The sequence below is a fragment of the Chitinophaga sp. GbtcB8 genome, assembly GCF_019091455.1.
Classification (GTDB): Bacteria; Bacteroidota; Bacteroidia; order Chitinophagales; family Chitinophagaceae; genus Chitinophaga.
Genome location: NZ_JAGXJN010000009.1, coordinates 170,921 through 186,068, shown reverse-complemented (window position 1 = coordinate 186,068; position 15,148 = coordinate 170,921). Strand labels below are relative to the sequence as shown.

9 protein-coding genes are annotated in these 15,148 nt (G+C 47.2%); 5 read left to right on the top strand and 4 right to left on the bottom strand.

Going from position 1 to position 15,148, the window contains the following annotated elements:
- The 3 genes from KVT36_RS11375 to KVT36_RS11365 form a co-directional block, all read right to left on the bottom strand.
- Positions 1-1,805: phosphoenolpyruvate synthase (locus KVT36_RS11375; RefSeq protein ID WP_217603612.1), on the bottom strand; the 1,805-nt coding region annotated here is incomplete at its 3' end.
- Positions 1,806-1,822: 17 nt separating this feature from the next.
- Positions 1,823-2,278 carry a MarR family winged helix-turn-helix transcriptional regulator gene (locus KVT36_RS11370; RefSeq protein WP_217603611.1) on the bottom strand — a complete coding sequence of 152 codons (456 nt, stop codon included), beginning with the start codon at positions 2,276-2,278 and terminating at the stop codon, positions 1,823-1,825.
- A gap of 104 nt (positions 2,279-2,382) precedes the next feature.
- Positions 2,383-2,976 (bottom strand): RNA polymerase sigma factor, encoded by a 594-nt coding sequence (locus tag KVT36_RS11365; RefSeq protein WP_217603610.1) that lies wholly within the window; start codon positions 2,974-2,976, stop codon positions 2,383-2,385.
- A gap of 135 nt (positions 2,977-3,111) precedes the next feature.
- Here KVT36_RS11365 and KVT36_RS11360 point away from each other — a divergent pair, with 135 nt between their 5' ends.
- The 5 genes from KVT36_RS11360 (at position 3,112) to KVT36_RS11340 (ending at position 12,725) form a co-directional block, all read left to right on the top strand.
- Complete coding sequence (locus KVT36_RS11360) at positions 3,112-4,263, top strand: FecR family protein (RefSeq protein WP_217603609.1); 1,152 nt, start codon at positions 3,112-3,114, stop codon at positions 4,261-4,263.
- A 97-nt stretch (positions 4,264-4,360) separates the two neighbouring features.
- Positions 4,361-7,780: a TonB-dependent receptor gene (locus KVT36_RS11355; protein WP_217603608.1), complete on the top strand. Its 3,420-nt coding sequence runs from the start codon at positions 4,361-4,363 to the stop codon at positions 7,778-7,780.
- An 11-nt stretch (positions 7,781-7,791) separates the two neighbouring features.
- On the top strand, positions 7,792-9,732 hold the full coding sequence (locus tag KVT36_RS11350; protein ID WP_217603607.1) for a RagB/SusD family nutrient uptake outer membrane protein: 1,941 nt from the start codon (positions 7,792-7,794) through the stop codon (positions 9,730-9,732).
- A gap of 27 nt (positions 9,733-9,759) precedes the next feature.
- Positions 9,760-10,515 carry a DUF3823 domain-containing protein gene (locus tag KVT36_RS11345; RefSeq protein WP_217603606.1) on the top strand — a complete coding sequence of 252 codons (756 nt, stop codon included), beginning with the start codon at positions 9,760-9,762 and terminating at the stop codon, positions 10,513-10,515.
- Positions 10,516-10,550: 35 nt separating this feature from the next.
- A complete protein-coding gene (locus KVT36_RS11340) occupies positions 10,551-12,725 on the top strand; it encodes a hypothetical protein (protein WP_217603605.1) in 2,175 nt (724 codons plus the stop codon).
- Here KVT36_RS11340 and KVT36_RS11335 read toward each other — a convergent pair.
- Entirely contained in the window at positions 12,703-15,078 is a 2,376-nt protein-coding gene (locus KVT36_RS11335; protein ID WP_217603604.1) for an alpha-L-rhamnosidase N-terminal domain-containing protein, read from the bottom strand. The two genes, KVT36_RS11340 and KVT36_RS11335, sit on opposite strands and share 23 nt — an antisense overlap.
- Between the last annotated feature and the right edge of the window lie 70 nt (positions 15,079-15,148).

Below are 15,148 nucleotides of genomic sequence, written 5' to 3'. Positions count from 1 at the left end.
CTTCCGCACCAGCGTGTACTTGTGATATGGAACACCCCGGCACACCGCATCCCATATTTGTCGAGGTAAGCAGCAATAACATCCCGCACCTGCTGCCCGCCTTTGAATTGCAGCAGCTCGTTCAGGAAGTTATCATCCTTTACCTGTTGCAGGTACTTAATTATTTCCGGGTAGGGACGGATCACATCTGCAACATCCAGCAGCGCCATACCCATTTCAGAAGTAACGTTGTTAGGTACAGACAGAGAAAGTGTGTCTGCTACATTTTTTTCACCTAACCACTCATTCTTTTTTTCATTGATCCATGCTGAAGCATGGATGCCGGCCATGATCACACTCAAATTTTTCTGATCAGACGCAAGCTGCCGCCGGTGCTGCGTATCTTCCAGGATGCAATCAAATACATCCTCTTCTGATTTCGTTTGGATCTTATTTTTTAAATCTGCTAACGATGTCTTACTACTCTGAATCAAATGAGCAACAATTGCCGGATCGTCTCCTGCTTCTGCCAGAATATCTGCAGACGACATACCTATATGGCTTTTAATGGGCCCTGGCTGGTTTTTGTCATTGGGGTCCAGTTTTATAAAATCGCGCTCTATGATGGTAGTAAGCGCGTCTTTTATAAGCGGACCGGAGTGCCCTAAAACACCCAGTAAATTTTGCCGGCCGGCCACCGAAGACAGGCCCATCGTAATATCTACAAACAGCCTTCCGGCAGCGGTTTTAAACATAGCCCGGTTACCTGTTAACATCCAAACAGAGATCCCCAGTGGTTTAATAGGATCTGTCACCATTTGCTGATGGCCCACAGATACATACACACGGTTCTGCTGGTCATTTGCTTCAGGAAGGGGAAAAAAAGTAGTGATTGGCCTGCTCTGGACAATATAAAATGTACCATCTGCCAAACACCATTCAATATCCTGCGGGGCGCCGAAATGTTCTTCGATCTTTCGGCCAATGCGCGCAAGCTGCAGGATCTGCTCATCCGTCAGCGCCTGCTTAGACTGCATCTCGGACGGTATTTCCTGTTGTTCGGTACCGCCATCCTTGAAAGCATAAATAGCTAATTTCTTGGTGGCTATCTTCTTGTCAATCACCTCAGCACTCCGCACTTTATAAATATCAGCATTCACCAGACCGGATACCAACGCTTCACCTAATCCAAAGCTGGCATCAATAGATAACACTTTCCTGTTGCCAGTAACCGGATCCGCAGTAAACAAAATGCCTGCCACCTGCGGGAAGACCATTTTCTGAATAACTACAGACAGATGCACCTTTGTATGGTCAAATCCATTTTGCAAACGGTAGGTTACCGCTCTGTCTGTGAACAGGGATGCCCAGCATTTGCTGATATATTCCAGGATAGCCTTTTTGCCGGTGATGTTCAGATAAGTGTCCTGCTGGCCTGCAAAGGAGGCGTTTGGAAGATCCTCTGCTGTGGCGCTGGAACGTACGGCATAAGCATTTCCTTCACCAAGCTGTTCAAGCTGCCGGGTGATCTCCTTACTGATGCCTTCCGGAATAGTTATTGCTTCGATCAGCTTCCGGATCTTTGCACTGGTTTCACCAATATCTTTCCTGTTATCTGCTTTCAGAACACTCAGCTGGTCCAGCAGTGAATTAAACGTTCTGTTATTTCCAATGATCTCTTTATATGCTTCCGTAGTAACGCAAAAACCGCCGGGCACCTGTATACCCTCAATCCTGGATAGTTCTCCCAGGTTGGCGCCTTTGCCGCCGGTCAGCGCCAGCTTTGTTTTGCCGGTTTCCTGAAAACCAAGTATGTAAGCGCTCATATTTTGTGTATTAATGATTATTTATTCTTGAGATCATCTATTGTTTCATTCATTATTTCAATTGCTTTTAAAAAGTAGGTTTCAAGGACTTTAGTTTCCTTGTTTGAAAAGGACCCTATAAGTTCTTCTGACTTACCCCGGAAGTCTTTGTAAAGCGGCGCAAAAAGCGCCATTATATTTTTAGTGATGGGCTCAATAATAACCTTCCGCCGGTCGTCTTCAGCAAACCGCCTTTTCACCAGCTTTTTCTTTTCAAACCGGTCTATTAAACCGGTAACCGCACCGGTTGTCAGGCCGGTTAAAGTTGCAAGCTCACCAGCTGTCATTTGCCCCTTTTCTATTAAAAATCCTAAATACTTATGGTCCGTCCCCGGAAGCCCCGCCTTCCGGGCAATGCCTTCGTGCATTTGAAGGGAGGAATATGCATATTGCTGGCTCAATCTTCTTATGAGGGTGATTAGTTCGCTATCCATATTTTATCTTATTAAATAAGTATCTTAGTAACAAAGATAATATTTACCGGGAAAGTATCAAACAATTTGGGGAAGAATCTGAAATGATGGGGAAGATTTTGGAATCAACACAGCCATACAAACAGCAGCCACGTAAAAATGCCTATTGAAATATTCTTCAGCATCACCCTTAAATGATGCAATGCATGGGTCAATTGATTTTCTACTGTCCTCTTGGAAATGCCCAGCTTTCCCGCAATCTGGTCATTGGTCAGGTGCTGCTGCCTGCTTAAAATAAAAACCTCCCGGCAGCGCTTAGGCAATTCCATTAAATGTTCATCAATATTATTCCTGAGCTCCAGGTAGCCCAGGTTCTCATCGCCCTGGTTACGGCAAACAAGATCAGCTGATTCTTCCAGCGTGGCGCTGTAGGTAACCGGGATGGCCTTTGCCTGCTTCATATATTTGTATACATGGTACCGTCCTGCAGCGCGCAGGTAAGCGGAGAATGAAAGGATCTGCAGCTGTTCCCGTTTCAGCCAGATGTTCAGAAAAATATCATGGGTGATCTCCTTACTGATGGTCTCGTCTTTCACGTAGCTGTATACCGTGGTGTACACGCTGGCCCAATATCTGTCAAATAACATTGAAAAGGCACTATGCCCACCCTGCAGAATGGCATTCCATAACTCGTGGTCTGATAATGTACGTGGAGACATAAGCGATACTAAATAAAGGTAAAAACTTTGGATTAGATTATAAAATGTTCCAGGGCAGAAATTTTTTTCTTAAACTTATGTGTGTGCCGCCTTAAAAAAGGCTCTTATTAATCAGAGGATCCATAAACTACCTGGATGACAACGGAGGAATACCTTTTATTATATGAAAAGTTCTTAGCCGGGAATTGCACGGAGCAGGAAAAGGAATTGCTTGCCGGTTATCTGGACGGCTTTGAGCTGGGGAAGTTTCCCTGGAAAGAGGAAATGGGCAATAAGGAACAGGTCAGAACAGAGATCTATAACAGGCTGCAGGTGGAAACAAAACCTGCAAAAAGGGTTTTATGGATGCCTGCTGCGAGGAGGATCACCGCTGTTGCCGCTATTCTATTAATAGTGCTCACAGCCGGATTATACAGGTTTTTCTTTCATCCATCTTCACAGATATCTATAGAAAAAAAAATAGCGCAGCATTCCGGTAATGGCATAAAACCGGGAAACAACCGGGCTGTGCTAACATTGGCAGACGGCTCAGAGATTGTATTGGACAGTACAAGGAATGGCCTCCTTACCAGTAAGAACGGTGTAGAGATCAAACAAACGCAGAAAGGCCAGGTGTTGTATACCTGCCTCCTGCCTGCATCCCGGGGCGTTTCCTGGAATACTATTTCCACGCCAATTGGCGGGCAATACCAGATCGTACTGGGAGATGGTACCCGGGCATGGCTTAATGCCGCATCGTCCCTGCGTTTTCCCATCACCTTTGAAGGTGCCGAAAGAGCAGTGGAAGTAACGGGAGAAGTATATTTTGAAGTGGCGCAGGACAAGTCGAAACCATTTAAGGTATCTTTTAACGGCAATACCATAGCGGTACTGGGCACTCACTTTAATGTGATGGCGTATAATGATGAGGCAAAGAGCAAAGTAACGCTGCTGGAAGGCGCAATAAGGATCAGTAACCATACAGGACAGCACGTACTTAAGCCTGGCATGCAGGCGCTCGTGGGGGATTCAAACAGTAACATCACTACCCGTAAAGCCAACCTGGAGGAAGCAGTAGCCTGGAAGAACGGTTATTTTATTTTTGACAATGAAAACATACAAAGCATTATGCGCAAGGTGGCGCGCTGGTACAATGTGACTGTCACCTACCAGGGAAATATGACAGGCAAGGAATTTACCGGGACCGTTTCACGTTTTGAAAATGTATCAGAAGTACTGGGCATGCTGGAAGCAACCGAAATTATCCACTTTAACTTACAGGGAAGCAATATAAAAGTAACTCCCTGAACTTATTCTAACAAACCAAAGGCTAAACATATCTATTGAACAACATGCTGCTACTTGCGGCATAATCAACAATTAACAATTCCAAACAGAACAATGTATGCAATTCTACCTACACTTCAGGGAAGAATGGGGTTTCCGCGTCCCGTTAAAACTCCCGCTTAAGCTAAGGCTCACACTTATTTTTTTCATGGCCGCCTTTATGCAGGTATGTGCATCCGGATTTGCACAAAGCATTACGCTAACGAAAAATAATGCATCGCTTGAAAATGTGCTGGAAGCGCTTAAAAAGCAGAGCGGGTACAACTTCTTGTATAATACACCCATGCTTGCCGGTGCAAAGCCTGTAACTATCTCGGTCAACAATGCGCCAATAGATGATGTATTGAAGCTGTGTTTTAAAGATCAGCCGCTGGATTATACGATCAGGAAGAGGACGATCATTGTAAAGCCCAAAACCGCCGCACCTGCGCCTGCGCCCCAGGCCATAACGGTAAAAGGAAGGGTTACCAATGAAAATAATGAGCCCTTACCTGGTGTAAGCATCGGTATCAAAGGAACGGCAAAAGGCACCACCACAGATGCTAACGGCAGCTATGTGCTGAACGTTCCTGAAGGCAATGAAACACTGGTGTTCACTTTTATTGGCTACGCTACCCGGGAGGTGCCGGTGAATAACCGCACCACACTCGATATACAGCTAACCGCAGAGAACAAGGCTTTAAGTGAGGTAGTGGTGGTAGGTTACGGCCAGCAAACAAAGGCAACCGTTACCGGCGCTATCACTTCCATAAAGAGTGCTGATATCATTGTTACCAAAAATGAGAACGTAATGAATATGCTTACCGGCAAGCTTGCCGGCGTGCGTATTGTACAAAGATCATCTGAGCCGGGAACCTTCAATAATACATTTGATATCCGCGGCCTGGGTGATGCATTGGTGATCATTGACGGTATTCCACGCGATAATATGTCAAGGTTAAACCCTGAAGATATAGAAAGCGTATCCGTGTTAAAAGACGCAGCAGCATCCGTATACGGTGTTCGTGCAGCCAATGGCGTAGTACTGATCACCACCAAGCGTGGCAAAGTGGGCGCCACCAGGATCAGCTACAGCGCTAACTTCGGGCTGCAAACACCTATCGGTTCCCCTAAAAGCACCAGCGCAGCCGACTGGATGACGCTTGCAAATGAAAAGTCCATGCACAATCAAAGCGGGGGAACTTTACGCTATTCTCCCGACGAGATAGAAGCCTACAGGAACGGCACCAAACAAGGTACGGACTGGTATGATGCTGTGCTGAGGAAAAGCGCTCCGCAAATGCAGCATACCATTAGTACAAGCGGCGGATCTGACCGGCTGCAGTATTATGCATCCATGGGTTACCTGTCACAGGAATCCTTTTTACGCAGCAACAGCAATAGTTATAAACGGTATAATTTACGGTCAAATGTTACGGGCCAGATCTCAGACAGGCTGAAGGTAGATGTACAGCTGAACGGAATTTATGATGAGTCAGATAAGAATTATGAAAGTACAGACTGGATCATACGCTCTATGGAAAGGTCAGCCGCTATCCAGCCTATTTATGCCAATGGCAATCCCGATTATTTGCAGAACGGTTTTGTGGACGGCTCCAATCCCGTAGCCATGGCCAATGCGGATGTAAGTGGCTACCGGAAATATATGAATAAATGGTTCCAGTCTGCCGTGAGCCTGGAATATGATGCGCCCTTTATTCCCGGCTTAAGGGCAAGAGGCATGTTCGGTTATGATTACCAGAACGTGGATAATAAAGCCTATAAAAGCACCTATAACCTGTATGATTATGATGATGCGGCCAGCAACTACAAACCGGTAACAAACCAGAGCCCCAGCACCATCCGCCGGGAATACTATACAAAACAATCTATCCTAAGCCAGCTCTCATTGAACTATAACCGCACCTTTAATAACATGCATAATGTAAGCGTGCTGCTGTTATATGAAGGACAGTCCCGCAAGGGCGATAACCTGTATGCCCAAAGGGAATTAGCGCTTCCGCTGGACCAGCTCTCCGCAGGAAATAGTAATAACCAGCTGGGAAGTATGTCAACCAATGCAGCTGATCTGTATGACTACGCCAATGTAGGATACGTGGGCAGGCTCAATTACAATTTTAAAGGTAAATACCTGGCTGAGTTCAGCTTCCGTTATGACGGGTCATCCAAATTTGATCCCTCCCACCGCTGGGGTTTTTTCCCTTCCGGTTTCCTGGGATGGCGTTTTACAGATGAGAATTTCTGGAAAGCGTTAAACATCAAATTTATTGACAACGCAAAACTCAGGGCTTCCTATGGTGTGCTGGGTGATGACAATGCATCTACCTACCAGTATTTAAATGGCTACACCTACCCTGCCGGCGGTAACTACAATGAATTGCCCGGAGGTACTCACTTTGACGGAACTTTTGTGAATGCCTCTGCCAGCACAGGAATAGCAAATAAAAATATTACCTGGTACACTGCTAAAACGTTTAATGTTGGCCTTGATCTGAATACAAAGAACGGTGTGCTGGGATTGGTGATAGACTACTTTCAGCGTAACCGCAACGGCTTGCTGGCCACACGCAGTGTAAGCCTGCCCTCTGTAGTGGGAGCAGCCTTACCCCAGGAAAACCTGAACGGGGACCTTACCAGGGGTATTGACATTGAGATCAACCACCACTACCACATTGGCGAGGTAGATTATTCATTGAGGGGAACATTCGGGTACACACGCACCCGCTTCACTCACCAGGAAGTGGGCATTTATGGCAGCGGTTATGATGAATGGCGCAATAACAATAATGAGCGCTATTCAGATATCGTATGGGGTTTCAAAGGTATCGGGCAGTTCCAGTCTTACGAGGAAATTGCCAACAGCCCGGTTAAGTATGATCAGAACACCCTGCCCGGGGATTATAAATATGAGGATACGAATGGCGATGGTATGATCTCTGACCTGGACCTGCAGCCCATCAGCTACAGCGGCCGCCCGCAGATGACCTTTGGCTTAACCATGAATGCTTCCTGGAAGGGGTTTGATGTTAGCCTGCTGTTCCAGGGCGCTGCAAAGGTTTGGGTAAATTATGTTGAAATACTGGCTGAACCTATTTGGGGATCTAACTATTCCAACGCGCTTGAAATGTTCATGGACAGATGGCACCCGGTTGATCCAGCTGCCAACCCCTATGATCCCAATACACAATGGGTAAAAGGGAAATACGCCTACACCGGCACAGTGCCCAGGGGTAACTCAACATTCGCGTATAGTAACGCCAGCTACCTACGCCTGAAAACAGTGGAGCTGGGATATACCATCCCGGAACATGTGATGAAAAGAATAGGCATCAAAGGTGCACGGGTATACGTAAATGCATACAATGTGCAAACATGGTCCGGGATGAAATTTATTGACCCGGAACATCCGAATGACAGCTACGGAAATGTATACCCCCTGAACAGAACCTATAACGTGGGTTTTAACATCGACCTTTAATAACACTGATCATGAGAACATTCAAATATATCATCTTATTCATAGCGGGTCTTTGGGCCGTTTCATGTACCAAGCTGGATATCTCGCCCACCAACATTATTCAGGATAACACCATTTTTGGCTCTGAAGACGGTCTTAAATCGTATATGGCCAGGATCTACAGCGAGCTGCCGGTGGAAGATTTCCGGTATGGCCCCGAGCGGCTTTTTCATCGCTTTTATGTACTGAGGGTACCTTCTTCCATGACAGGTGAAGCATTGTGCCGGGAAGTGAACGGCTCCATTACCGAAGCCACCTCCTCCGATAACGGGGATACCTGGGGCGATTTTTATGCATTGATAAGGGAGTGTAACTACTTCCTGCAAAACATTGGCAACTATGCAAACAAGTTTTCAGCAGAGAATGTGAATATGTATAAAGGGGAATGTTATTTCGTACGTGCATTTACGTACTATGCGCTGGCCAAACGTTATGGAGGCGTGCCGCTGGTAACCCGTGTGCTGAACTATCCGGATGAGTCCATCAAGGATATTGATATTGCCCGCTCATCCGAAGAAGATACCTGGAACCAGGTAGCCAATGACTTTGACAGCGCCATAGCGCTTTTGCCGGTAAAGAACCAGGCAGGCCGCGCTAATAAATATGCGGCCTATGCTTTTAAGGCCCGTGCCATGCTGCATGCAGGCTCAATAGCCAAATACAATACCAATAACTTAACCAGTGGAGGCATACGTTTATGCGGCATGAATGCCAGCCTGGCAAAAGATTTCTTTACCAAAGCATATGATGCATCACTGGCAGTAGATGGTGGCGGATATTCCCTGTACATGAATGACTGGGCGGCAAATGATCCGGAGGCACAGTACAGGAACTACCTGAACCTGTTTTCCAAACCCACCAGCTCAGAAGCCATTTTTGTGAAGGAATACGGTTACCCGGAATCCGTGCACGGATACGACGCTTACAATGTGCCCGCACAATATAAAGGCGCTAACGGATACTCTTCTGAAACCAATCCTACGCTGAACTTTGTTGAAATGTTTGACGGGATGGACAAGGACGACAAGGGCCATTTGAATGTATACAATCCTGACGGAACGTATAAGTTATACGACAATACCATGGATTTCTTTGCCACAGCAGAACCCAGGTTAAGAGCTACTGTAATACTTCCGGGCGATCTGTTTAAAGGTGTATCCTGCCAGATCTGGAGAGGCATTTATAAAGGCCCCTCCACCACTTCCATCAGCCGGCTTATTCCCGAAGGCAGTACCGTAAAATATGAAAATTCCGGCAGCGCCAATATGCTGGTTACTTCTTCAAGCGGCAGCCAGACAGCCTATACCCTGCATAACGGAACAAAAATGAACCCGGCAGGCGCAAGCGGTATTTTTTACGGCGACAGGACCTGCGCTATGTCAGGCTTTACCATCCGGAAATGGTTAAATGAAAGCTTAACCCAGGACCAGGTGCTTGAGAACAGATCAGACCAGCCCTGGATTGAAATGCGGTATGCAGAAGTGTTATTAACACGCGCAGAAGCAGCCGCGGAGCTGGCATCCCTGGGAACAGCCACCTTCCTGGGCGCTGCATATGATGCTATAGATAAAATAAGAACAAGGGCCGGTGCAACGCTGCTTACAGGCGAAGAAAAATCTTCTGCAAATACTTTCATCAGCGCCGTGCGTAAGGAACGCCGTAAAGAGCTGGCCTTTGAAAATAAGACCTGGTGGGATCTTAAACGCTGGCGGGTTATAGCCACTGAGCAATCAAACACCCGCTGGCGCACATTAATGCCCTTTTACGCAGATTTTGCAGGGAAGTACTTTTTTGACGCGCGGTATGACGAAACCGGCAATACCTATACATTTGATACCAGATGGTATTACCAGGAAATACCGGGTGCTGCTATTTCAACAAGCACCAAGATGATTCAGAATGCAGGGTATTGATCTTTTTCATTCATTCAATTCAGGAAAATGAAATCTTATTATATTATCATCATCAGCATGCTGGGCCTCTTATCCTTCACGGCCTGTACAAAATATGACAATTACGAAAAACCCAGCATGACGCTGAAAGGGGCCATCACAGACTCTGTAACAGGACAGGGCCTGCAAACGCAGCTGGGAGATAACGGGGTGCGCTTCAGAATGCGGGACCTTAGCTACAAGGCCAGCCCTACCCCCTGGTATTTTACCTGCAAACAGAATGGCGAGTTTGAATGCGCAATGGTGCCGGCCGGCACCTACAATGTAACACCGCTGGGCCCTTTTATTCCCCTTGTTTTAACTGACAGCAACGGGGATACTACCCGGAACGGAAGCATTACGGTTGATATTAACGGGAGTGTAACAAAAAACTTCACGGTGGTGCCGTTCCTGGTGCTGTCGTGGATCGGCAAGCCGGTTATTAATAATGATAAAACCATCACCGTGCAGTTTAAAGTGGAAAGAGGTACTACAGATGCCGCTTTTCAGCAGGAATGCACCAACATCTACCTGTATGTAAATTCATCCAGCTTTAATGTAGGGGATAATAATTATGATTCCCGGTATACGGTTGCGGTCAATAATCCCAATGATGTATTGGGTCAAACGCTTACCGTAACCACCCCCGCATTGCCTTACGCCAATACAAATTATTACCTGCGTGCAGGTGCCCGTATTAATTATAGCGTTGAAGGAACTAACCGGTATAATTATAATGAAGCCATTCAGGTGAAGGTGCCTTAGAATTGAAAACGGATAATCATTTTAAAAATTAACGAATGAAAAGAGTGTTGATCTTTTTCCATTGCCTTTGTATTGCTTTTGCTGTTAATGCACAGCAACCCGTACTAAAAGAGAAAACCGCGTTTCAGACCAGCAGCGCCTGGATGCCTGAAATAGATGTGCGCTCAGATGTTGCCATCATCTACGGGGCCAATGACCGGGGCCGCCACACTTTTGAGGAACGCGTACGCTCCTGGCGTGAGCGTGGTTATAATACGCATTTTATGACCGGCATTGCCTGGGGCCAGTATGGGGATTACTTCTTCGGCAAATGGGATGGGCAGCAGCACCTTGGCGTAGGCCAGGTACAGCAGAACGGGGATACTATCTGGCATGGCCATAATATGCCGTACATAGTGCCGGAAAGATCTTTTGTTGAATACATGAAAAAAGGAGTGATCAAAAAAGTGATAGACGCCGGCATCAGCTCCATTTATTTAGAAGAGCCGGAATTCTGGGCCAGGGCAGGTTACAGCGCAGTGTTCAAAAAAGAGTGGCAGGATTATTACGGCTTTCCCTGGAGGCCGCAGCATGAATCAGCGGAGAACACCTACCTCTCCAACAAGCTGAAATACCATATGTATTACAATGCTATCAAAGAAGTATCTGATTATGCAAAAGCATATGGTAAAAGCAAGGGCGTGAACGTAAAAGTGTACATTCCCACGCACTCGCTGGTGAATTACTCCTCCTGGAAAATTGTGAGCCCGGAAGCCAGCCTGGCCTCCCTGCCTGGCATTGACGGGTATATAGCGCAGGTATGGACCGGCACTTCACGGGAACCCGTCTATTACAATGGTGTGCAAAAGGAAAGGGTGTTTGAAAATGCTTTCCTGGAATACGGCTCCATGGTATCCATGACAGCGCCTACCGGCAGAAAGCTGTTCTTTCTTACAGACCCCATAGAAGACTGGCCGCGTGACTGGAGCGATTACAAGCGGAACTATGAAGCCACTTTCACCGCAGAGCTGTTATATCCCATGGTAGCGGATTACGAGGTAATGCCCTGGCCGGAGCGCATCTATACCCGGCCGTATAAAGTGGCCAACAGCGACAGCAGTGTATTGATACCCCGGTATTACTCCACCCAAATGCAGATCATGGTGAATGCATTGAACGATATGCCTTTATCAGCTAACCGCGTTTCAGGCGTGAACGGCATCGGGGTATTGATGGGCAACTCCCTGATGTTCCAGCGTTTCCCTACCCACAACGGGTTTGAGGACCCGCAGTTCTCTAACTTCTACGGACAAACGTTACCCTTATTAAAGCTGGGCATACCAGTGCAAACCGTGCATATGGAGAACCTTGCCTATGCCGCATCATTAAAGGGCATTAAAGTGCTGGTCATGAGCTATTCAAATATGAAACCCATGTCGGCGGATGTACATCAGCAGCTGGCAGCATGGGTGAAGAAGGGCGGCGTGCTGGTCTATTGCGGCCGTGACGATGATCCTTACCAGTCAGTAATGGAATGGTGGAATACCAAAGGCAATCAATACAAAGCGCCTTCGGAACATTTGTTCAGGCTGTTGGGTATAAAAGCGGATGCAGACGGCTCTTTCAAAGCAGGAAAGGGAATGGTGTACATAATGCGGCAGCATCCCAAAGACTTTGTGATGCAGGCCGGCGCCGGCAGCAAATATGTGAACCTTATAAAAGAAGCCTATGAAAAAGGCGCGGCAGCAGGTAAGCTTGAAATGAAGAATAACCTGTACGTGGAAAGAGGGCCTTATGACATCATTGCTGTGATGGATGAAAATACGGACACAACGCCTTACACAGTAAAAGGCCCTGTGATAGACCTGTTCAATCCTGTGCTGCCTGTGCTGAAAGAAAAAGTGGTAACACCCGGCACACAGGCATTGCTGTATAACCTGAACAGGGTAACAAACAGGAAACAACCCAAAGTGCTGGCGGCTGCCGCACGGATCTATAATGAGCAGTCAACAGCCAACAGCTATAGCTTTGTGGCCAAAAGCCCTGTAAAAACCCTGAATGCTATGCGGGTACTGCTACCGGCAGCCCCGCTGGCCGGCGGCACTGTTGTAAAAAATAGCACAGGAGAAACGTTGAAAGACGTAAAAACCGAATGGGACGCAGATTCCGGAACCTATTTCATGGAGTTTGAAAATAGCCCGGAGGGCATTAGCGTGCAGATAAAGTGGTAGGGAGAACATACTCGTTCTCCCCTGCTTTAAGCTGATACTTTTTCGTTTTCCATATAAGCGTACCCGTAGTTTTTGCGGGTAAAACGATCTTTATTCTCCACTTGTTTGCGGCCAGGGTATACGCCACGGCAACCTTTCCGTTGGGATGCGGCATCTCGCCGCTTACATTTGTTAAGTCGCCCAGGTGCGGTTCTATTTTTACTTTACGGAAGCCAGGTGCATCGCTGTCAATACCCAGCACCGTTCTGAAAAATTCAATATTGGGGCTGGCTCCCCAGGCATGGCAATCGGAACGGCTGTTTGGCAGATCGGATATTTCAGCCCAGGTGGTTAGGCCCATTTTGATGTTGTCACGCCACACATCCAGCCATTTGAGGTAATCATTTCCCAAGCCGCCTTTTACCAGGGCCTGGGGCAGGTAATACTTAAAATAAATGGTGCACTGGGTCAGGGAATTATCTTTTAAAAGGTTGTTACATACTGCAGGCAGGTCCTTTTGATCCACCAGGCCGGCCAATATGGCCAGCGAATTGGCATGCTGCGAATACACATCTTTTTCGTTGGTATCCGCATATAATTTCCTGGATGCATTCCAGTATTTGGTCTGGATAGTTTGTTTTAATTGTGCTGCTTTTTGCCGGTAGAGCGCAGCATATGCCGGCATACCCATTCCGGATTCCAGCTCAGCCGCCCATTGGTAAGCCATCAGCAATTGCAGGTCCAGGATGGCCGATGCACCATCGCTGCCTTTTGGGGCCATGGCAAAATCCCATCCTTTCCCTCCTACCCAGTCTATAAAATTCCAATAGGGTGTGCCTCTTAACGAACCATCTGCCCCCTGGTATTTGCTGAAAAAATCCAGCACAGCGCGTTCGCCGGTCAGCTTGTCCTTTAGAAAACTACTGTCTGACCGGTACATCCGGTGATCATGCAGCATACCAATGTACCATAAGGAAAAGGTGGATATGATCTGCGTACTATGCGTAGGCCAGCGGCTTTGCGTAGCGCCTTCTGTTATACGGGAATGGTCCATCAGGTTAATGGCATTACGCGCCAGCCGGTCGTCGCCGCTATTGTAGTAGCTGATCATGGCCTGTATGCGCGTATCCCCTATGTACTGCAATTGCTCATAATAAGGGCAATCCCAATAGGTTTCCATGGCACACAGGCGGGCAGTACGCCATCCTATCTCCAGGATCTTTTTTATTTCAGCATTGTCCGTATTAAAGGCTGCGTTAAACTTAAAAGGATAACCCGTAAATACGCCGGAAAGATCATCTATTACCAACGGCTCTTTTTCGGTATGGATTGTTACCAGGATATAACGGAAGCTCCGCCAGTAAAGGGTTGTATAAGACTGGCCGGTGCTGCCATCGGAGACCAGGCTGTCCTTCCGGCCTTTAAAGTCTTTGCCATCCACATCATTCCGGTTGCCTTTACGGTCGCCGTACTTTTTTACATCATCGAAAAGCGATTCAGCATAGCGCATGGAAATACCGGCATCCCTGCCCTTGCTAAAGTTCAGGTTGATGTATGCGTTGGTCAGGTAGGTTTGATCCAGCAGGAAAGAAACGGTAGTATCAGCAGGAATGGTAATGGATGTTTTTTCTGCCGGAAATGCAGGTGGCAGGGTAATGCCGGTTGTTTTACGCACAAGGGGCAGCCGCTGATAGGTGAGCTCCATCTGGGGCAATGAGGAAGGCACCAGCATCCAGCCATATCCATCACCCCCGCCCTTTAAACGGCCTCCGAATAAATTTGCGGCCTGCGGCCAGCTGCTGTCATTAAAATCAACAGCCATCCAGCCATGAACAGATTGCCGCATATCTACCATTTCACCCGTACTGGCGGCAAAAAAGCCCCAGATAGGCTGGTAGCCTTTATCCCGGGTACATTTCCAGGTATTGTTGGTATTCAGGATCTCTTCACTGGAACTGCTTCCCTGTACAATGAATGCGGTTCTTAGCGTGATCTGCGCCTCCGGGCGGTTATCCGCCTCATTATACACCAGCGCCGCCACTGTATTTTTGCCGGCAACCAGGTAGGGCGCAAGGTCCACCGTTTCATAATTCCAGTAATAGGTATCTCCGCGTGCCGGTCCTAAGGATACCAGTGTGCCGTTTACATACAATTTATAACGGTTAACGGCGGATACATGGATGATAAAGCTGGCAGGTTTAACGGCGAGATCAATATTTTTCCGGAAATAATAAACCCCATACCCGGTGCCCGGGTCATTGGGCGCTGCAATCCAGTTGGCATTCCATTGCCTGCTAACGGGAGATTGGGCGTAGCTGGTTTCAGCCAGTAAAAAACTGCAAAGCGCGAGTACCGCAGAAAAAACTCTATTCATTAATGCGTGGAATTAGAATGAGTTCCCAATATAAGGGTCTGTATATACTCCGCATCCTACACTATCCTGC